Source organism: Methanosaeta sp. UBA356 (assembly GCF_002496465.1).
In the GTDB taxonomy this organism is placed as follows: domain Archaea; phylum Halobacteriota; class Methanosarcinia; order Methanotrichales; family Methanotrichaceae; genus Methanothrix; species Methanothrix soehngenii.
On the sequence record NZ_DAKC01000128.1, the window covers coordinates 1 to 19900 of the forward strand.

A 19900-nucleotide genomic window follows, 5' to 3' on the forward strand; every position below is an offset into this window, starting at 1 on the left:
GTGGCGGCTAAAGACAGCAGGGTGAGAAAAGTGGTTTTCGCCTCGTCCTCATCGGTCTATGGCGACACGCCCACACTGCCTAAAAAGGAGGACATGAAGCCCAATCCAAAGTCGCCCTACGCCATCACAAAGATGGCGGGAGAGTACTACTGCCGTGTCTTCTCGGAGGTGTACGGCCTTAAGACCGTCTGCCTGCGGTATTTCAATGTCTTCGGGCCCAGGCAGGATCCTAAATCGGAGTATGCGGCGGTGATCCCGCGATTTGTCACCAGGATCCTGCAAGGAAAGCCGCCAGTGATATACGGCGATGGCCAGCAGACCCGGGACTTCACCTTTGTGAAGGACGTGGTACAGGCCAACATCCTGGCGGGGAAGGGCGATGCTGAAGGCGTATTCAATATTGCCTGCGGAAGGAGGATCAGCCTGAACGAGCTGGCTGGTCTTATAATGGAGATAGTTGGAAGGCAGGTCGAGCCGGTTTACGATAGGCCCAGAGCGGGGGATATCAGGGACTCGCTGGCAGACATCTCTGCTGCCGGAGAGGCCCTGGGCTACCATCCAGACTATGATATGAATTCGGGGCTGAAGGAGACGATCAAATGGTTTCAGAAGATCTAAAGGATAAGACAATATGCGTGGTGGGCCTGGGGTATGTGGGGCTGCCGCGGGCGGCGAGCAGGACGTAGATTGTGTAAGGATCGGCCTTGGTTTTTGTGATAAGTAACATTTATAGATACCTAACATCCTAATAATATGTCATGGGTCGCAAGAGATACAAGGACCAGATCCTCCTTCAGATTTTGCAGCTTTGTGCCGAGGAAGAAAGCGCGAGCAAGACGCAAATTGTATATGGTGCAGGCCTGAATTTTCGCACAGTGATTCCTTATTTGGAGCTAGTCACCCGGAACAGGCTTGTGGAAATCCAGGAGGGCAAAGTGCCCAGATATAAAACCACGGCGAAGGGGAAGAAGGCGCTTGGATATATGCGGGAACTGAGGAATATGATTCCAGAGCCCCAAGTACCTTCTGATTGATATCTTACTGAGGGGCGAAGGGGACGAAACCAAAGAGGAACAGAGACGCAGAGGGCGAAAAAATTAGGGGTCCATCAATTTCTTTAGTGTGATCTTTATGCCCTTTGTGAGCTTTGCGGTGATTATATGTTCGTCGTGAGATCGGATGATCGAATCTGAGCCTAACAAATTCAAACCACAAAGGACACAAAGATCACAAAGGACGCGCAAAGCCTGTTTTTTCAACGCCCAATTCAATAAACTAATTTTATAATATATCGATAAAATTCAATAGAGAGGTCAATTGATGAAAGCATCGGTCACTGGAGGAGCGGGATTCATCGGCTCTAATTTGGTGGAGGCGCTGGTTGATGATTATGAGGTCACGGTTCTTGACAACCTGCACACCGGAAGCATGGACAACCTGAAATCGGTTCAGAAGGATGTGAAGTTCATCAAAGGCTCCTGCAACGACTGCCTGGACCTGGGGCTGGAGCCGGAGATCATATTCCACCTGGGAATTCCCTCCTCCTCGCCCATGTACAAAAAGGACCCCTTCCTGGTAGGAGAGGCGATAAACGGCATGGTGGCCATAATGGAGCTTGCCCGTAGGAGCGAGACCAAAAAAGTCGTATTTGCCTCCTCGTCCTCCCTTTATAACGGTGTCCCCACACCGCACCGCAAAGATGCGGTCATACCGGTCAAGGACTACTATACCGAGGCCCGGCTGGCCATTGAGAGGGTGGCTGAGCTTTACCATCAGCTCTATGGAATAGACTACGCAGGGCTGCGGTTCTTCTCGGTCTATGGCCCGCATGAGGAAGCAAAGGGTCTTACGCCAACATGATCTCGCAATTCTTGTGAGGAATGAAGGCTGGAGAGCAACCGATAATATTTGGAGACGGGACTCAGACTCGTGACTTTACCTATGTGAAGGACATTGTGGACGCTCTGATTCTGACCTCAAAGAAAGGCACCGGGATCTTCAATGCAGGGACAGGCAAGGCTTTTAGCTTTAATTATTTGGTGGACCTGATCAACTCCCGCCTGAGAACCGACCTGAATCCCATTTACAGAGAGAACCCGATCAAGAACTATGTGATGCACACCCTGGCGGATACTGCCAAAATACAGAGCCTCGGTTTTGCACCCAGGTATTCGCTGGAGAATGGGTTGAAAGAGATCATAGACTAAGAGATTAGGGATTCGGATGATGATTGCTATAGGCCATGCGACTGTGATTCCGCTCCAGAGACTTCACATTTGTAAAGGATTGGTGAAAGCCAACATCCTGGCAGGGATGGTCGATGCGGAAGGCATCTTTACCATCGCCTGCTGTAAGGGAATCAGTTTAAACGAGTTTGCAGGTCGCATCATGTTGATCATAGGCATTCGTGTCGAGCCGGAGTACGACAAGCCCAGAGCAGGGGACATCAGGGACTCGCTCGCAGACATCTCTGCTGCCGGAGAGGCCTTGGGCTACCATCCTGATTATGATATGAATTCGGGGCTGAAGGAGACGGTCAAATGGTTTCAGAAGATCTAAAGGATAAGACGGTATGCGTGGTGGGCCTGGGGTATGTAGGACTGCCACTGGCAGAAGCATTCTCGCAGCACCTCAGGACGATCGGCTATGACCTCGACGCAAAGAAGATTGCCCGGATCAATGCTGAGCCTGATAACAAGGTCATCGCCACCACGGACCCGACCATGATCCGCGAGGCCGATGTCGTGATCATTGCTGTCCCCACCCCGGTGACGAAGGCCAAAGACCCCGATATCTCCTACATAGTCTCGGCCGCTGAGATCGTCGGCCGGAACATGAAAGAAGGTGCAATCGTCGTCCTGGAGTCTACAGTCTATCCCGGCCTCACCGAGGAGGTCATGGTGCCGACACTGGTGAGGGTATCCGGCAAAGTATGCGGGAAAGATTTCGCCGTAGGCTACTCCCCTGAGAGGATCAATCCCGGTGATGCCGACCATGCTTTAGAGAAGATCACCAAGATCGTCTCCGGCATGGACGAGAAGACTACGGAGCTGCTTTCTGCCCTCTACGGGCTGGTGACCCGAGTCTACGTCGCCCGGGACATCCGGACTGCAGAGGCTGCGAAAGTGATTGAGAACGTCCAGCGGGACCTGAACATCGCCCTCATGAACGAGCTGTCGATCATCTTCAGGAAGATGGGGCTGGACACGAAGGCGGTACTTGAGGCAGCCGGTACCAAGTGGAACTTCCATAACTACCGCCCAGGGCTCGTCGGCGGCCACTGCATACCAGTCGATCCCTACTATCTGGTCTATAAGGCAGAGGAGCTCGGCTACCATCCGCAGGTGATCCTGGCCGGCCGGGCGATCAACGACAGCATGCCCAAGCACGTCTCAGATATTGCGATCAAGGAGCTGAACCGGGCTGGCAAGGTGATCCGGGACTCGAAGGTCCTGGTCATGGGCCTGACCTACAAGGAAAACGTGCCTGATACTCGAGAGAGTCCTGTTGGGGAGATGGTCTCCGAGCTGAAGGAGTTCGACATCGATGTGTATGGTTACGACCCGCTTCTAGCATCTGCAGAGATCGAGCGGTTCGGGGCGAAGCCGGTCGGCTCGCTCCAGGGGCTTGAGGGTCCAGTGGATTGTATCATCGTCAACTCGCCGCACGAGGCTTTTGCGGGATTGACGCTGGAGAAGGTGCTCTCGATGTGCAATGGGAAGCCGATTATTATGGACGTGACGGGGATGCTCAGGACGAATGGCGGAGTTAGGGCAGGGTGTGTGTACAGGACGCTGTAGGATGTTCTTGCCCCATTAGGAGCGATGTAGATCATCACGAGATTCTGGTGTTGATCGAGATCGTATCAGGATAATAAAAATTAAAGACTTTTCACACTCCTCTGAGGGAACTTCAGGATACCAACCAGAGAATCCGAGATTTAGGGCGATTCCAAAGTTGGACAAACTAAATGATTGATACCGGTTAGCCGCTTTTAACATGGATCTTTGGAAATCACTTCGCAGATGATAATCTCCAGATCTTCGGGCTACCCACACAAAACAGCGAGGATTCAAATTACAGCTTGGTGTACGCTCACTTCAGATCTTGATGATTCATGGGAATAATGAAATGGTTATTCAATATGATTATGTCCGTATAGTATAGTGCACTATTGATGACGCATCCACTATGGGCTATTTCCATGTAAAGATCCAGAGCATGACCCAAGATTATCGAGGATCACAGAGGATCACAGAGGATAATAAATGGTTAATACCATAAGCGGTCGCATAACTGAGGAACAACGCTATCAAAACGCAGCCGGCCGGAATGCCTTTTTACGACTTTTTTTTGGACTAATATTCCTTTTTTATGAAAAAATATTCCATGAACCAGCAGGCGAGGAGGTAATGAAATTTGTTCGGAACCTATCCTACGTGGGCCTAGGTACCGTATTGTCAACTATATTTTCATTCTCGTACAATATCATTGCAGGGCGGATGCTCGGCCCAGCTGGGTATGGAGGCTTCACATTAGTTCACTCCATTGCAATGTTCCTGTATATCCCTATGCTACTAGGGTTAAATACAGCTATGATAAAATATTGCGCAGAGAGCAAAGATCAATATCAACAAAGTAGGATAATATCTACCACATATGTTGTCGTCATCTGTTTGACAGTGGTTTCAGTAATACTTTATACCATCTTAAGACAGCAAATTGCAGCCATCTTCTCGGTAAACCAAGAGATAATAGTATTATCCATCCTATTTGCAGTGCTCTTTGTGTTCTATGCCCTGACAACAAGTAGCCTTCGTGGCTTGCTTCTAATGAAGGACTATGCGGTTTTTCAGCCAATATACGGGATTACATTATTATCAACACTGTTAGCTTTAATCTATCTTCAGTTCTATTCATTTAAAGCAATGGTTTATGCCACCTACCTTGCTTACGGGGTAGTTGGGTCTATCATCGTAGTGAGGTTCCTCAAACAGTACTTGACGTTTGCCATCGACCGTTCGTGGCTTTCGACATTGTGGAAATATAGTTCTGTGGCGGTGTTAGGAGGATTATCCTTCACTCTTTATAGCAACATCGACCGGATTATGATTAACTATTACATGGACGTTGAGAGTGTGGGTGTTTATGGAGTGTATTATTATGCATCATTCACCGTATTAACCTTATTTTCAGAGATATTTACCATTGTATTCTTTCCAACAGCTTCAAAATCACATGATAAGAGTTTGCTCTACAGAAAACTCAATAAAATTGTTCCATATATGCTGATGTTAGGGATTCCAGCAGCGCTAGTAGGTGAGTATGTAATATTGCGAATGTTCGGGAAGGGCTATCCAATACAACTCCCATTGATGCTTGTATTTGCGTTTACTGCAATTCTGGTTACATGGTACGGCGTATATGCCTGGTTCTTTAACTCAGAAGGGATAGATGGAGCTAAATTAACCGTCTCCGGCACGCTGATCATTGCCATCGCGAATATTATCTTTAATATCATACTTATCCCACAGATCGGGCTTTATGGTGCCATTGGGGCAACTGCCATTGCTTTTTCGCTTGGTCTATGCTATAATTTCTACCGTGGCAAGAGATTTTTTAACCGCAAATCTGAAAATTGATGGTCATTTTCATGGGTGATAGAAGAGTATGTATGCTCTCCTCAACTGCCTTAATGATAATACCATAAGCCCATCGCAGGCAGATTGTTTACGATTTCAGATTATGGCAGGATTGACGAAGCAATTAAGGTTGCAATAATGTTGCCCGGAGAAAGGGCAAAAGCGAAGTATATAGAGACATAATTGAAGATGCAAAGCAAAAGATAGGTAATGATGAAAATTGCTATTCTGGTCGGTCTCTTCCCCCCAAAATGGCTCGCTGGTACAGAGATCGCCACGTACCACCTAGCGGAACACTTAACCCAGAGAGGGCACGAAGTCCATGTCATAACCTCGCAAGATGAAGGTCTTCCTGAACTCAGCAAGGAAAAGGGTTTTTATATTCACAGAATAGCATGGCCAAAGATCCGCATCGTTGGCGCAATCACATTCTGGACAAAAATATGCCTAAAAATACAAAAGATTAAGCCAGATATCGTTCATGCCCAGAGTCTTCCAACAAGCATTCCTGCATGGGCGTCAAAAAAACATTTGAAGATTCCGTATGTTGTCTGGGGTCAAGGATCGGATATATATCTCCCAGGAAGCTTTATCCGCATGGCCTATAAAACCATACTTAAGAATGCAGATGCCGTCCTTGCTCTGACCGAAGACATGAAGCAGAGAATGTTAGAAATAAGCAATAGAGACATTTCTGTCGTGCCTAATGGCATCGGCCTGGAGCAGTTTAATATTAAGTCTGGAGAAAAGAAAAAAGGTAATTCGAAAACGATCATCTTTGTAGGCAGGTTGCACCCGGTGAAAGGGGTTTCATATCTGATCGAAGCGATGGCCATTGTACACCGCGGGATGGCAGATGCCAAACTGATCCTTGTGGGCGATGGTACAGAGAGATCCAGGCTAGAGAAACTTGTGGAAAAACTGGATCTGAATGGTTGCATACAATTCACAGGCCAAGTGCAGCAGGAAAGAATACCCACGATGCTGCAACAAGCTGATTTATTTGCACTGCCAAGCCTCTCGGAGAGTTTTGGGATTGTAAATTTGGAAGCGATGGCTGCTGGCTTGCCAATTGTCGCAACGAACGTCGGAGGGATTCCAGATATCGTAGTGGAGGGAGTGAACGGATACCTCGTCAACGCAAAAAGACCCTCAGAGATTGCGGATAGAATAATAATGCTCTTGTGGAATGATAAGATACGGGAAGAGATATCGGTCAATAATATGGAGAAAGCGAAGCTATATGCATGGGATATAGTCGCTGGCAAAGTGGAAAAGGAATATCAAATGGCGATTAGGCGAAGCATGGATATAGAAATCACTAACCTTCGAAGGATGCACTGAGACTTTCCGCTATGCCCTATATCCACTAACACCATTGGAATCATAGATCCGAGAAAATCCCAATCCCTCCAATTTGACATTCAGATCATAGTCTAGCTTATAAATGCTAGAAAAAATTTTGAATGGCCTGCCAACGATAGATTTACGGATCACAACAATACTATCTCTTAAACTGAGATAGTCCTCTGAGTAGATCTGTTGACAAAAAGCCGATACCGGGGGATACTGAAACTTCTGACTTCCCGCAAGATACTCATCGGTTTTTATCGGGCCGTCCCATTTTTCTGTGACCGTCTTGACCGATTCTAATTCCGCTTCTGTAAGCGAATACCTCATATGGCTGTTTGGCGAAAAAGAGAGGTTATCAACGTTCGCAGGGGGGCTCGTTATCATGAGAATGCTCAAGATAACAACAAATCCAAAAATAAAACTATAGAGATGGACGGGCCTTTTTAATTTCCATGTACCGATAATGTAGATAGCGATCGCCAGCGGGATGCTTAGCAGGATCTGCGCGAAATACCACCATCGGTGTTCAACCACAGAATGCCCGGAGATAAGCGAAATGAAGCCGATTGCAAGGGGGGCCATCCCTACCCATGCCATGGCAAAACTTGAACTGTTATCCCTATGCGAGATCATGTAAAAGATGCCTATGAACGAGAAAGCGAAGAAAATGAACATGCCTAAGTTATTAAATAACTGCTCGTTAAGCGGGATGACTGCTGCATAGCCTCGAAACTCTTCAGGTGTCTTAACAAAAGCATCTATACCGAAGCCCCAATCAATGATTTTTGCTAAGGATCGTATGCTGCCGGAGGCGTATGTCCACCATGCAAACATTGCCACCGCAAAGCCGACAGGGCGAATAAATGATGCATGAATATCCTTTCTCAAATGGTCGTAGGCACGATAGATGACCAGTGTACCCCAGCTAACTAAGAGAAGGATGGCCATGCACATGGCAGCAATTGTATGTGTCAGAATAATCGTGGCCAGAACTAAAATATAAAGGAGTGCATATGAAGTATGAGAACGATCTCCAAACTTGAAAAATAGCAGATAGAGGGCAATAGGAATGAACACAGCAGCGAAGCCGTTCGGAATTGACCAGTAGGACATGTGAATCGGATGATTTGCGATGATGACCATAAGAGCGGCCAGCAGTCCCGCCCGGTAGTTCCTAAATAGGTGACCAGTAATGAGGAAAACAAACAAAGCATTACAGATGATCTGTCCGAGGCTAACCGAAACCATTGCGGCAAACTTGTAAGGCAGTCCAGCAATGAGCGATGTTGCAGCTATCGTGAGATGAAAGATCGGCAGTCTTGAGTAACTGTTACCCATTGGGATTGATCCCTCATCAACGATCCTAGTGGTAAAGATAGAATGGTACCAGGGATCCACTCCTAGAAGGCTCGGGAAGATCAGGAGCTGCGACCAGGCAATGCTCACCCCCAGCAGCACGACCTGAGTTAGAACCAGACCGGCATGCCGTCTGCCTGATGAGAGGATTTCACAGGCAATTGCGCCTGCCATGAGGGCCGTCAGAATAAAGTAAAGGATGGGACGCTGGTAAAGTTCCGGCCTAAAATGCACGGAGAGGATGCTTAAGGCAAAGAGACCGAAAAAGCAGATCGACCAGAAAGTAGTCAGTGTTCTAGACTCCGGGAGATGGAACTCAAAGGTGTGACTTTTCCTGATCGCCAGCCACAGCAGGCAGGAGATCAAGGCCAGAACCATGGTGAGCAGATAGACCACCCGACCGATCTCTCTGGCTAGATAAAGTATCAGAATTGCTGAGAGGATAACTCCTGCAATGGCAAGCGTCCTATCCAGGTTATGCAAGGGGGGCGAGTCTTTTAGCCTGATATCATATCTCATCTAGCACTTCCTTCCACCTTTCAACCACGCGCTCAAACGTGAAATTCTCCTCCACAAGCCGCCTCCCGGCTTCCGCGATCCGCTCCAGGTCCGGATGTTCCAGCGCCCGCACCACGTTCTCAGCAATGTACTTCGGCGAGTTGTTCTCCATAATAAATCCGGTCTTTCCGTCTACTATAACATCCGGTACCGCCCCAACCGGCGTCGCCAGCACCGGGGTCCCGCAGGCCATGGCCTCAAGCATGATGTTGGGGAGCCCCTCGGTGTAGGAGGGAAGGACGAGGAGTCGGAGTTGGTTCAGGTACCTTGGGAGGTCGTCGTGGGAGATCCAGCCCGGTAGATCAACGCGGGCGGCGATGCCCCCTTCCAGCAGAGATGCCTCGATTGATTCTTTCAACTGCCCATCCCCGCATATGAGCACGCGTAGGTCCTGTTGGTGGCTTAGGATGGCAGGAAGGGCCTGGGCGAAGTTCTGAATCCCCTTCTCACCGCTCAGCCGGCCAATGTAGCCGATGAGGAGATGTCGGTCGGAAAGTGGGGTGGTGATGGTGAAGGCTTCAAAGTCAAGGAAGTGGCGGTGGGCGATGAGTATTTTGTTCGCATAATCCTGTAAATCCCATTTTTCAATAAGTCTTGGAGAATACACAATTAAAGAATCTGATACTAAATAGCTTATGCGTTCTATAGCTTCAATTGCAGAAGAATAGATGCTACCCCTTGATTTGCAGGAACTCGAACTCGATCCTGTAAGAATCATAATAATTTTTTTATTAAATATCTTGCTTGTTAATACAGGTAAAAATAAACTGGTACCATATAAGAAAAAAACTGAATTTATATTATTTTTCTCTTTAAATATATAAAATGAGATCTTGGATTGCATCCATATAAATTCAAATAATTTTTTAAATCCTTTCAGATCATAGTTATAGGACAAATAAGCGAAGGCATTTTTTTTAATCAACTTTTCATTAAAATCGTTTCCTGTAATAATAGATATTGAATTCGAGCTATACTCAAATATTTTTATAAGAGCCAATAATGGTGATATACCCGCTTTCCCAATTGGAGCGGTCACTATCATAATATGGGTCATATGCTCACCTATTAGCGGACTCATGTATATATTTATATAAATCTATGTATAGGTCAATAATTTTATCCCAATCGAATCTTTTCACATATTTACAATTTGTATAAGATATTTTATTTCTAACATCACGATTTTCGTATAGATAAACAACCTTTTCTGCAATGTCTTCCCAATTTACTGAGGTTAAAAGCCCATTAACGCCATCTTTAATAAGTTCGGGAGTCCCTCCCACATTCGTCGCAACGATCGGCTTGCAGAAAGCCATATCTTCAAGTAGTGATGCAGCTATACCTTCTGTGCGAGAAGGTAAAATTACTATATCTGAGCTTTTTATGTATTGATAATATTCTGGTGGCCTCATATAACCTGTAAATATAACATTATTTTCAAGACCATTTTCTTTTACATATTTTCTCATAAAATGATTTTCAGGTATATCTCGTAATACATATAACTTTATATTAGGGATGGTCTCTCTTATTTTATATAATGCTTCTATTACGATATCTCCTCCTTTTGCGTATCTTGAGCCACCTGAATAGAGCAGCTTAAAAGACTTTCCTAGATCGATATCATTAATGCAAGATAAATCGTCTAAATTGATGCCATTAGGTATTATTGAATAATTGTCGTTTAGAACGCCAAACCGCTTGTAAACATCAATAAAATAATTACATGCAGATGTATAATGGTCACAATCTTCTGTTAACCATAAAATAAAATTTCTTTTAAAAAAATTTAATCCTTTCAATTTTTGTCCATCGAGATGGCTTACACCATGGATTGTAAAAACAGATTTTGCATTTATGCCATCCTTTATTATTTTATATAATATCATAGATATAGGAAGGTGTATATGAATTAAATTTATATAATTTGAATTTATTTGTCCCTTAACTTTGTTTTTCAAAGCTAGCAGTCTGAATAGCACTATTCCATTTCTTAAGTAAGAATTAGAGAACTTGGGTGTATACATCGATCCGATATTGATCGTCTCTAATCCCTCTATATCTTTGAAGTATTTTATTATTTCCTGATTTGTAATGATATAAGTCTTAATAGATCTTTCGGTAAGTTTCTTTGCAATATTCAGAACAATCGTTTCTGCCCCACCAATTTCATTTGATATTAGCACTAATCCTACTCGTATTTCCATATCATACACCTGAGTTTATAAATTCTGCTGCATCCCTACCCTGCAGTATAGCATCTTCCATGGCAGAATATTCCCATGATCCATATCTACCAATCGATAGTATGTTCTTTCCTCTGAGATAATTCATTATATTATCCCTAACATGAAACCAATTATGATCATATATTACATAAGCAGGTTTGATGTCAATAGAAAATGAGAAAATCACATTCTCTAATTTATTTAAAAATTTTGCTTTTATCAAGTCAGCACATACTCTCTTTTGAATTTCCTCTAAAGACTTATATCTTAAAGGAACTGCATCCGAATATGAGATTTCTGTATATATAGAGCTACAGCCGCTGGGCGCCATTGATTTTGAAAAACTGGCAGGAAAACCAATTCGATAAAAAATATATTTATCTTCTGGGAAATAAATCCAATGTTTATCCAGAAAAGATTCTTCATTGACACCAATATTTATATTGAGAACAGAATTATATCTTAATCTCTTTGCGCATATCTGGATCTCTTTTGGCAGGGGTTTAATGATATTTACCAAATTAATCAAAGGAATAGTCGAAATTATATTTTTATATGTATCTTTTGTTCCGTCACTATATGTTATAATTTTTTCAAGCGTATTTATCTCAGCAATTTTTTTATTATAATATACGCAATTATTATCTATATATTCTAAAAATTTCTTGACCAGGCTATAAATTCCTCCATACTTAGGATAGTAAAAATAGGAATTATATCCCCATTTCTTTTCTGGAACTCGAAGGGCACCATCGACAATTTCATCAATTTTTGGATTGGGGACATAATTCCCAATCCATTCGGTGGTCAAATCTCTCGGATGAACAGTCCATAACTTTTTATTATAAGGTATCATAAATCTATTTGCGATCCCTGTACCCAAATGCTTGATCACCCAATCTTCAAAATTATTAACTTCCATTTCCCTTAACTCATATTTAGACTTGATAAATCCAATAAGACATTCTTTAATTACTTCAGGAGGAAGGCCATATAAATTGCTTTGAAATGGATAAGGTGTTAATGAATTTGATGAATAGATCCACGATGATCTTTCGATTTTTTTGAGATTATCGCCCAGTAACTGCTTTACTAGATGTTCCACATATTCTGACTTAATGTGCAATAGATGCCCTGTATAATCGAATAAAAAACCATTAATAAATTTAGATCGGCAAAGTCCCCCTGCTTCTTTATTTGCCTCTATTAACTTATAATTAGACTTTAAATGGTATGCAGCACTCAGCCCTGCTAATCCAGCGCCTATTATTATTGTATCAATAGGTTCATTTGTCGAAATCATTAAGCCACCTTCTAAGGATTCCTATTTATCTATGATTGAGCTAGTGTCGCGTCATTAATTAAATGTCGTAAAGTTTAAGATGTATTGGCTCATATTCTATCCTGGAGAATAGGATATGAAGAAGTATATCATTACACTAACTGAAGAAGAACGCAAAACTCTCAGTGACATTGCATCCAAGGGAAAGCAGAGATCACAGAAAATTCTTAATGCATTGATTTTGCTGGGTTGTGACAAAGGCAAGTACCAAACAGAACACTCGACTAATGAAGAAATGTCTCGTGTGCTTCAAATCAGCATGAGAAAGATCGATCGCGTGAAAAAGCGATTTGTCGAAGGAGGTCTCGATGCTGCACTTGATAAAAGGACAGGAAACCGCATCTATGCCAAGAAAACTGAGGGGGATTTTGAAGCCCATTTGATTGCATTAAGCTGCAGCGAGCCGCCAGAAGGTTTCGCTCGATGGTCTTTAAGGCTATTAGCTGATAAGGTCGTTGAGCTCAACTACATTGACAGCATTTCTCATGAGACTGTGAGACGGATTTTAAAAAAACGAGATCAAGCCTTGGCAACAAGATGGGTGATTCCACCAGAGCAAAATGGTAGCTTTGTCGCGAACATGGAAATGGTGTTAGATGTATATAAGCGACCCTTTGATCCGCTTCATCCAATCATATGCATGGATGAGTCTCCAAAGCAACTGATATCTGAAACAAGAAACCCAATTCCTGCCTCTCCCGGACGGTCTGCCAAATATGATTATGAATACAAACGCTGCGGGATGTCCAATATCTTTCTTGCCTGCGAGCCATTGGCGGGGAAGCGCATGATAAGGATCACTGAAAGAAGGACTGCGTTGGACTGGGCTGGCTTTATAGAAGAGATCGCTGCTCAATATGAACAAGCGGAAAAAATAACACTAGTTATGGATAACCTCAACACCCATAAAGCAGGATCATTTTATGAGAAGTTTCCGCCAGAAAAAGCAAAGGCGTTATGGGATAGGTTTGAGTTCGTGCACACTCCAAAACATGGCAGCTGGCAGCTGGCTGAACATAGCTGAAATAGAGTTAAATGTGCTTTGGGGCCAATGCCTGAACAGAAGAATCGACGATATTGAAACTGTTAGGAAAGAAGCAGTGGCATGGCAAGATACCAGAAATAACAAAGATGCAAAGGTGAATTGGCGATTCGCCACTGCCGATGCCAGAGTTAAGCTTTCTCGTCTTTATCTGACATTAAATAGTTGACGCGACACTAGTTAAAAGACTATTTATACTACCTTTTCATATTATTATATGAAATAATAATATGAAGTCTAAGGAACTTATGGAAAAGCAATGGGAGTTTATTAAGCCGCCTCTGTGCTGCATACCCATCAACGAGCGAAATAGAAAGAACCCTGAGTGGGGACGGCCTTTTGCGTTCGATGAAGAGACTTATGCCAAAAGAAGCGGAATCGAACGGATCTTTAAGTGGATTAAGATGGGATTCAGAAGTTTGATTATCAGGTACGAGCCCATTTGACGAACTTGGCCAAGCCTTCCTCAATGGAAACCTCCGGCCGGCACCCAGCCAACTCCTTTGCGCGTCCCACATCCGCCAGTGTATGCTCCGCATCGCCCTTCTGCCTGCCAGAGTACACCACCTCGGACGTACTCCCGGTGATCTTTCGAAGGTGAGCGATCAGGTCGTTCACCGTGATCCTGTGGCCTCCGCCGACGTTCATTGCATAACCGTCGGCAGCGTCCGTCTCGAGCAGCCGCAGGTTCACCCTGACGATATCGTCGATGTAGGTGAAGTCACGGGTCTGCTCGCCGTCTCCGAAGACCGTGATGGGCTCGTTTGCAAGCAGCTTCCTGGTGAAAATGGAGATTGCGAGGTCTGGGCGCATCCGGGGGCCATAGACTGTGAAGTAGCGCAGTGAAACTGTCGGGAGGCCGTAGACCTCATAAAAGACTCGGCAGTAGTGCTCGGCGGCGAGCTTCGAGACCCCATAGGGGGAGACCGGCATTGTGGGATGCGCTTCGTCAAAGGGGAGGTACTGCACTTTCCCGTAGACCGATGACGAGGAGGCGTTGATCACCCGCTCTACACCGGCATCCAGGGAGGCCTTGAGGACGTTCAGAGTGCCAAGCACATTGACATTGTTCGGCTTGAACGGATCCTCAACCGATATCCTGACACCGGCCTGAGCGGCCTCGTGGAATACATAGTCGACAGTATCGTTGATGACTCTCCGGACAAGGTCTAGATCATTGATGTCTCCCTCGATAAAACACACATTAGGATTTGCAAGCAGGATTTCAAGGTTTTGTTGCTTTAGATCAGGCGAGTAGTAGTCATCCAAATTATCGATGATGACGACCTCATTCTCTTTTGCAGCCTCTTCCGCAATATGGGATCCAATGAATCCTGCACCACCAGTGATTACAATTTTCGACATCGTTTGCCTACTTAATCCTTTTTACTAGCAACGCAAAATAAACTGAAATTAAAATAATATGGCAAATAATAGTTCATGTATTTAAAGCAATTTGCCAAAATATTATAATTCTTATTTTTTAATCGATTTGGATGAAGCAAGTTTGCTTTTAAAAAAAAAACATCAAAGCCATTATTCTCCAGAAGTCCTTTAAGCTCCCAGTACGTTTGAGTAGATATATGATTCCCGGCTTTTTTTAATTCTTTATACGATGCTCGTTTTATTATTAACCAATAGGGAGTGTCCAAAATTTTATTAGGAGTTTTAATTAAAAAAATGCCATTAGGTTTTAGAACTCTTTTCGCTTCGGATATATGTTGATTCACATAAGACAAATGCTCAAGATTTTCAACACTTATTAGTATATCAAAAGAATTATCTGAGAAAGGGAGATTTTGTGCATCACCTCGAATTAAATTTAAGTTGGGATAGGTTTGCTTGACTTTGACAAGCTTCAAGCCATTTATATCTAGAGATACTATTGATCTACCCTTGGTATGGATATAGTTTGATAAATGGCCCCCTCCAGATCCAACTTCGAGAATACAACCGCTATGCTTTTCAATTGGATTGAAGAGCATATTATGGAAATCATTAAAAGCAATGCTTAGTCTATCCATATTACTCACCACAATCTATCGATCAAACAAAGAGCATTGACTCGATTCATGCGTGAAACCATTCTCCTGTACTCGAATAATGCCAAGGTGCCTTCCAATAGCACCTCTTGTCTCATGGTTCTCAAGAGCGAAATCTATAATCGCCTTGATATATCCCGCCTTGTCCCCGGTATCGTACCGCTTCCCCTGGAACAGATGTGCATAGATATCCTGGAACTGGAGGAGAATCCGTATCCCGTCGGTGAGCTGGATCTCGCCGCCGACACCAGGGGTTGTGTGCTTCAGACACTCGAAGATCTCGGGGGTGAAGACATAACGGCCGATCGCCCCGATGTTCGAGGGGGCCTCTTCGACATGTGGCTTCTCGACGATATCATCGATCCTGTAGAGCGATGGGCTTACCCGAGTCCCCTGGATGATTCCATAACTCCTGATTTTCTCTGGAGGGACTGCCTCGACTGCAATGATGGAACGCTCTTTCTCCCGGTAGAGGTCGATGAGCTGCTTTGTGCAAGGAACACTGTTCCTGATGATATCGTCTCCGAGAAGCACAGCGAAGGGCTCGTCGCTGATATGCTTTTCGGCACGCAGAATAGCATCCCCGAGTCCTCTCGGCTCCTTCTGCCTGATGTAGTGAATATCCACCAGAGAGGATATCTCCTGCACCATCCTAAGCGCTTCGAACTTCCCATTATCTCGCAGGTGCATCTCCAGTTCTGGCGAATCATCAAAGTAGTCCTCGATTGCCCGTTTCCCCCGGCCGGTGATGATAATCAGGTCATCTATCCCCGAGTCGATAGCCTCTTCCACCACATACTGGATCACCGGGCGGTCGATGAGCGGGAGCATCTCTTTGGGCATCGACTTGGTCGCCGGGAGGAAACGAGTCCCGAGGCCTGCCGCCGGAATGACGGCCTTCCTGACCTCCATCACCAGCAGACCCCCTCATAGACCCCTGCAGTCCGGGAAGCTGCAACAATCCTCCGGCCATCGATGACCGTCTTTCCGCTGTAATCGAGCTGCTCGAACTCCTGCCATTCAGTTGTGATCAGTACGGCATCGGATGCAAGAGTGGCCTGTGCCGAGGGCGCGTACTCGATTTCCGGGAAGAGAGCGGCAAAGTTCTCTTTAGCGAGTGGGTCGTAAGCTACGACCCCGGCTCCGGCATCGAGCAGAGCCCTGATGATCGGGATGGCTCGGCTCTCCCTGACATCATCGGTGTTGGGCTTGAATGCCAGGCCCAAAATGCCAATTCGCCGGCCCTTGAGGTCTGGGATGTGAGTCTGGAGCAGCCTGACCAGCTTTAGTGGCTGGCTTTCGTTGACTCGCAATGCCGCCGGGATGATCTGCAGATGCTCGCCATAGTCACCTGCTCCGGCAATCAGGGCCCGGACATCCTTGGGGAAACACGAGCCGCCAAATCCGATCCCGGTCCGGAAGAAGGCAGGGCCAATCCGGCTGTCGAGCCCAACCCCGGCAAAGACCTCCTGCGAATCGATCCCAAGTCTCTTTGCCAGATTGCCGATCTCGTTTGCGAAGCTGATCTTTGTCGCAAGAAAGGCATTGCTCGTGTACTTGATCATCTCCGCAGTCCTGATTGAGGTCTCGATCTTAGGGCAGGTGAAAGATGCGTAGATGTCCCTGAGGACTTGCATCGTCCTCTCATCTCCAGCACCGAGGATGATGCGGTCTGATTCACGGAAGTCCTGGATGGCGTTGCCCTCCCTGAGAAACTCTGGGTTCGAGCCGAGGCCGAAGTCCACAAACGCCTGCTTGCCCGATGCTTCTTCGAGAACAGTCCGGACCGGCCCTTCAGTGCTTCCTGGAAAGACGGTGCTCTTGACGATGACTGGGTGAAAGTCCGGGGTCTCTTGTAGCGTCTTTCCAATCGTGGCACCTGCAGATAGGACATATGTGAGGTCGATCGATCCGTCGTCTCCGGACGGGGTGCCAACACAGATGAACGTGATATCCGTATCTCGCACGGCAGCTGCAAGATCTGAGGTCGCAGCGAGGCGCTCCCGGTTCCTCTGGATCAGATCATCCAAAGAGTGCTCATAGATCGGAGCCTTCCCATGGGAGAGTAGATCAAGTTTCTTCTCATCGATATCGCAAAAGACAATGTTATGGCCTAAGTCAGCAAAACACACGCCGGTAACCGTGCCGACATATCCGCAACCGATGATCGAGATCTTCATATTGCTTCAACCATATTCAAGACACCAGCCATCTGGCTTACCTTACATCCTCGGGACGGGAAAGACCGGATACACGTTTGAAATAGCCGTCCCCACTTTTACGAGATTTATCTACCAACCCGCCTCTCGTTAGAGATGCGTACAGATCAAGAGTCTTGGAGACAGTATCGCTCCAGGAGTACATAGACACCGCTTTCTCCCTCCCGTTCCTTCCGCAACCTTGAGCCATCTCATGATCAGACAACAGGGTTGAAAGAGCAGCGGCCAGAGCCTCAGGATCCTTGGGCGGAAACAACAGTCCACACTCCGAGACGATCTTGACCAGCTGAGGTAGTTCTGTACAGGCCACCGGGACGCCACAGGCCATTGCCTCAAGGATTGTCCTTGGAACTCCTTCCTCCAGGCTTGGAAGAACAAACAGGCTGGATTGCTGGTAGATCTCCGGCAGATCCTCATTATCGACAAAATCCATGAGAATAACCTTCTCCTTGAGGCCCAGATCCTCGATCATTTTGAGGCAATCATCCTTCTGAGGTCCTCTTCCGATCATAAGGAGGGTGTAATCAGCGAACTCTCTTGAGAACAGCTGGAAACCTTCCAAGAGGTATTCGACACCTTTTCCTGGGACGTATTTGCCTATCCACAGGATCTGCTTCTTGGGGGCAATATTCGTTAAAGGAGTGAAATGATCCGTATCAACACCATTGTGGATAATTGATATCTTTTCGGGGTGGATACCTAAGTCGATTAGCTGTCTCCGCTCGGTCTCTGTGTAACAAATGATACTATCAGCGGTGTCATACGCCCACTTGGCAACAGTCGGGACGTATAGCTTTTGTAGCCAAATTGGGGCAGTCTGCGAAACGAGTCCGTGATTCGTAATGACAAGAGGAGATGAACCTAGCATCCGCATAAGAGCACAGAATACTGTCGAGGAATACAGGTGGGAATGAGCATGGATGATATCGTACTTCATTCTCTCACGTAACAAGCGACAAAATAGACTCGGTGATATTGGGTTTCGAAAGACTGTTATTCCTTTGAACCTGATGATGCGATAATTATCACGCACCTCTTCCAGAGGTTCATCATCCCATATAGAGGTATAGACTGTCACTTCATGACCCATGGATGCCTGCATCTTCGACATTTCATGAGCATGAATAGCTATCCCGCCGACGAAAGCAGGGTAAAGGTCGCCTGCAACCCTCAGGATTCTCAAGCTGAACCACCGCCAGGCTCTTTGAAGATTTCACTTACTATCTCATCGACAGCGTTTGAGCCAGCTTCCATCGCACGATACTGTCCCATATATGTGAAAGTCCCTGAGCGCCCGATGAGTTTGAGGTTTTTTAATCCGTTGAGATACGTCATTACAGTCTTTAAACAATCCCCATAGCCAAGATCGTAGACAGGATATGCATATCGTTCCTTGTGGACAAAATAGTCGACGATTTCACCCTCTTTAACGATACCTAGTTCCTCAAGTTTAGGCATAGCAATTCTGAATAATTCTGAGTCATTTTTATTCCAGAAATCGTCCTGATACCAGCAAAAGAATTCGACTGCCAGAGCAGTCATGGCATCCGGGCAGCTTTTCCGGCTATAATTCTTCTGTTCCATTATCCGTGCGAACGGGATTTTGGGATCCGGATAGTAAATGCAATGATCACTCAGAACGCGACTTTTATTAACCATTATATATAAACAAAGATGTGATCTGTGCTTTAAGTTCGAAACGGAATCTATGACCTCAGCAGGTGGTCTCGGATCTAATAAATGGATCAATTTGCCGATTGGGATAGACGAAAGAAGATAATTGGGGTGATAGGACTGGACAGAATCCTGTTCACACACAACAACTTCCTCAATGCGTCTGTTATCATGTAGAATACGTACGGGAAATGAATCAGTCTTAATCTCACCAACGTTGGATTTTTCGATATTTACTTTAATCTGCTCACAGATCAACCCTATACCCTGCTCAGGATAGCAGACCGGGTGCCCGGATTGAGAGTATAGATTCTTCCAAAAGTTGGAGATCTGTTCTATGAGAACATCCAGCATTGAGAACTCGCCAACTCGCCAGGCTAGATCAGCAGAGAGTTCAGAGCATTTGAGCCCCCATATTTTTTCGGAGTATTTAAGGATAAA

The 19900-nt window shown here is 45.5% G+C and carries 18 protein-coding genes and 1 pseudogene; 9 read left to right on the top strand and 10 right to left on the bottom strand.

All coding sequences use genetic code 11. From position 1 onward, the window contains the following. The 8 genes from BP727_RS12500 to BP727_RS12535 form a co-directional block, all read left to right on the top strand. A partial coding sequence (locus BP727_RS12500) for an NAD-dependent epimerase/dehydratase family protein (RefSeq protein ID WP_286859112.1) occupies window positions 1-618 on the top strand: 618 nt, incomplete at its 5' end. A gap of 140 nt (window positions 619-758) precedes the next feature. Then, entirely contained in the window at window positions 759-1034 is a 276-nt protein-coding gene (locus BP727_RS12505) for a winged helix-turn-helix domain-containing protein (RefSeq protein ID WP_286859114.1), read from the top strand. A 286-nt stretch (window positions 1035-1320) separates the two neighbouring features. Beyond that, a complete protein-coding gene (locus tag BP727_RS12510; protein ID WP_286859116.1) occupies window positions 1321-1860 on the top strand; it encodes an NAD-dependent epimerase/dehydratase family protein in 540 nt (179 codons plus the stop codon). Between the two features lie 20 nt (window positions 1861-1880). Beyond that, on the top strand, window positions 1881-2207 hold the full coding sequence (locus tag BP727_RS12515) for a GDP-mannose 4,6-dehydratase (RefSeq protein ID WP_286859118.1): 327 nt from the start codon (window positions 1881-1883) through the stop codon (window positions 2205-2207). 82 nt (window positions 2208-2289) lie between these two features. Continuing rightward, entirely contained in the window at window positions 2290-2559 is a 270-nt protein-coding gene (locus BP727_RS12520; RefSeq protein WP_286859120.1) for a hypothetical protein, read from the top strand. Further along, window positions 2541-3800: a nucleotide sugar dehydrogenase gene (locus tag BP727_RS12525; protein WP_286859122.1), complete on the top strand. Its 1260-nt coding sequence runs from the start codon at window positions 2541-2543 to the stop codon at window positions 3798-3800. Before BP727_RS12520 ends, BP727_RS12525 begins: the two co-directional genes overlap by 19 nt. Before the next feature lie 468 nt (window positions 3801-4268). Next, entirely contained in the window at window positions 4269-5642 is a 1374-nt protein-coding gene (locus tag BP727_RS12530) for an oligosaccharide flippase family protein (protein WP_286859124.1), read from the top strand. Window positions 5643-5852: 210 nt separating this feature from the next. After that, the gene (locus BP727_RS12535) at window positions 5853-6986 is read left to right on the top strand and encodes a glycosyltransferase family 4 protein (RefSeq protein WP_286859126.1); all 1134 of its coding nucleotides are present in this window, start codon (window positions 5853-5855) and stop codon (window positions 6984-6986) included. A gap of 9 nt (window positions 6987-6995) precedes the next feature. Here the strand turns inward: BP727_RS12535 and BP727_RS12540 are convergent, their stop codons facing one another. The 4 genes from BP727_RS12540 to BP727_RS12555 are packed head-to-tail and all read right to left on the bottom strand — an operon-like array spanning window position 6996 to window position 12443. Then, window positions 6996-8870 carry a hypothetical protein gene (locus BP727_RS12540; RefSeq protein WP_286859128.1) on the bottom strand — a complete coding sequence of 625 codons (1875 nt, stop codon included), beginning with the start codon at window positions 8868-8870 and terminating at the stop codon, window positions 6996-6998. Next, the gene (locus tag BP727_RS12545; protein WP_286859130.1) at window positions 8860-9966 is read right to left on the bottom strand and encodes a glycosyltransferase family 4 protein; all 1107 of its coding nucleotides are present in this window, start codon (window positions 9964-9966) and stop codon (window positions 8860-8862) included. The genes BP727_RS12540 and BP727_RS12545 overlap by 11 nt, the downstream gene beginning before the upstream one ends. A gap of 4 nt (window positions 9967-9970) precedes the next feature. Further along, window positions 9971-11119: a glycosyltransferase family 4 protein gene (locus tag BP727_RS12550; RefSeq protein WP_286859132.1), complete on the bottom strand. Its 1149-nt coding sequence runs from the start codon at window positions 11117-11119 to the stop codon at window positions 9971-9973. Window position 11120: 1 nt separating this feature from the next. Further along, a complete protein-coding gene (locus BP727_RS12555) occupies window positions 11121-12443 on the bottom strand; it encodes a protoporphyrinogen/coproporphyrinogen oxidase (RefSeq protein ID WP_286859134.1) in 1323 nt (440 codons plus the stop codon). Window positions 12444-12558: 115 nt separating this feature from the next. On the opposite strand from BP727_RS12555, the pseudogene BP727_RS12560 reads away from it, so the two are divergent. Then, window positions 12559-13693: pseudogene (locus BP727_RS12560) on the top strand (IS630 family transposase). Window positions 13694-13950: 257 nt separating this feature from the next. On the opposite strand, the gene BP727_RS12565 reads toward BP727_RS12560, so the two are convergent. The 6 genes from BP727_RS12565 to BP727_RS12590 form a co-directional block, all read right to left on the bottom strand. After that, window positions 13951-14889: an SDR family oxidoreductase gene (locus BP727_RS12565; RefSeq protein WP_286859136.1), complete on the bottom strand. Its 939-nt coding sequence runs from the start codon at window positions 14887-14889 to the stop codon at window positions 13951-13953. A gap of 11 nt (window positions 14890-14900) precedes the next feature. Continuing rightward, entirely contained in the window at window positions 14901-15548 is a 648-nt protein-coding gene (locus tag BP727_RS12570) for a class I SAM-dependent methyltransferase (RefSeq protein ID WP_286859138.1), read from the bottom strand. Between the two features lie 15 nt (window positions 15549-15563). Beyond that, window positions 15564-16478 (bottom strand): UTP--glucose-1-phosphate uridylyltransferase GalU, encoded by a 915-nt coding sequence (gene galU, locus BP727_RS12575; protein ID WP_286859139.1) that lies wholly within the window; start codon window positions 16476-16478, stop codon window positions 15564-15566. Further along, entirely contained in the window at window positions 16478-17746 is a 1269-nt protein-coding gene (locus tag BP727_RS12580) for a UDP-glucose dehydrogenase family protein (protein WP_286859141.1), read from the bottom strand. The genes galU and BP727_RS12580 overlap by 1 nt, the downstream gene beginning before the upstream one ends. 37 nt (window positions 17747-17783) lie before the next feature. Further along, window positions 17784-18968, bottom strand: coding sequence for a glycosyltransferase family 4 protein (locus BP727_RS12585; protein WP_286859142.1), 1185 nt, complete (start codon window positions 18966-18968; stop codon window positions 17784-17786). Continuing rightward, the coding region (locus BP727_RS12590) for a hypothetical protein (protein ID WP_286859143.1) at window positions 18965-19900 on the bottom strand (936 nt) is incomplete at its 5' end. The genes BP727_RS12590 and BP727_RS12585, both read right to left, overlap by 4 nt.

What these genes read in the sequence shown, in the direction of transcription:
- BP727_RS12505 (WP_286859114.1), top strand. Translation starts at nt 759, where the DNA reads ATGGGTCGCAAGAGATACAAGGACCAGATCCTCCTTCAGATTTTGCAG.
- BP727_RS12510 (WP_286859116.1), top strand. Translation starts at nt 1,321, where the DNA reads ATGAAAGCATCGGTCACTGGAGGAGCGGGATTCATCGGCTCTAATTTG.
- BP727_RS12515 (WP_286859118.1), top strand. Translation starts at nt 1,881, where the DNA reads ATGAAGGCTGGAGAGCAACCGATAATATTTGGAGACGGGACTCAGACT.
- BP727_RS12525 (WP_286859122.1), top strand. Translation starts at nt 2,541, where the DNA reads ATGGTTTCAGAAGATCTAAAGGATAAGACGGTATGCGTGGTGGGCCTG.
- BP727_RS12530 (WP_286859124.1), top strand. Translation starts at nt 4,269, where the DNA reads ATGGTTAATACCATAAGCGGTCGCATAACTGAGGAACAACGCTATCAA.
- BP727_RS12535 (WP_286859126.1), top strand. Translation starts at nt 5,853, where the DNA reads ATGATGAAAATTGCTATTCTGGTCGGTCTCTTCCCCCCAAAATGGCTC.
- BP727_RS12540 (WP_286859128.1), bottom strand. Translation starts at nt 8,870, where the DNA reads ATGAGATATGATATCAGGCTAAAAGACTCGCCCCCCTTGCATAACCTG.
- BP727_RS12545 (WP_286859130.1), bottom strand. Translation starts at nt 9,966, where the DNA reads ATGACCCATATTATGATAGTGACCGCTCCAATTGGGAAAGCGGGTATA.
- BP727_RS12550 (WP_286859132.1), bottom strand. Translation starts at nt 11,119, where the DNA reads ATGGAAATACGAGTAGGATTAGTGCTAATATCAAATGAAATTGGTGGG.
- BP727_RS12555 (WP_286859134.1), bottom strand. Translation starts at nt 12,443, where the DNA reads ATGATTTCGACAAATGAACCTATTGATACAATAATAATAGGCGCTGGA.
- BP727_RS12565 (WP_286859136.1), bottom strand. Translation starts at nt 14,889, where the DNA reads ATGTCGAAAATTGTAATCACTGGTGGTGCAGGATTCATTGGATCCCAT.
- BP727_RS12570 (WP_286859138.1), bottom strand. Translation starts at nt 15,548, where the DNA reads ATGGATAGACTAAGCATTGCTTTTAATGATTTCCATAATATGCTCTTC.
- galU (WP_286859139.1), bottom strand. Translation starts at nt 16,478, where the DNA reads ATGGAGGTCAGGAAGGCCGTCATTCCGGCGGCAGGCCTCGGGACTCGT.
- BP727_RS12580 (WP_286859141.1), bottom strand. Translation starts at nt 17,746, where the DNA reads ATGAAGATCTCGATCATCGGTTGCGGATATGTCGGCACGGTTACCGGC.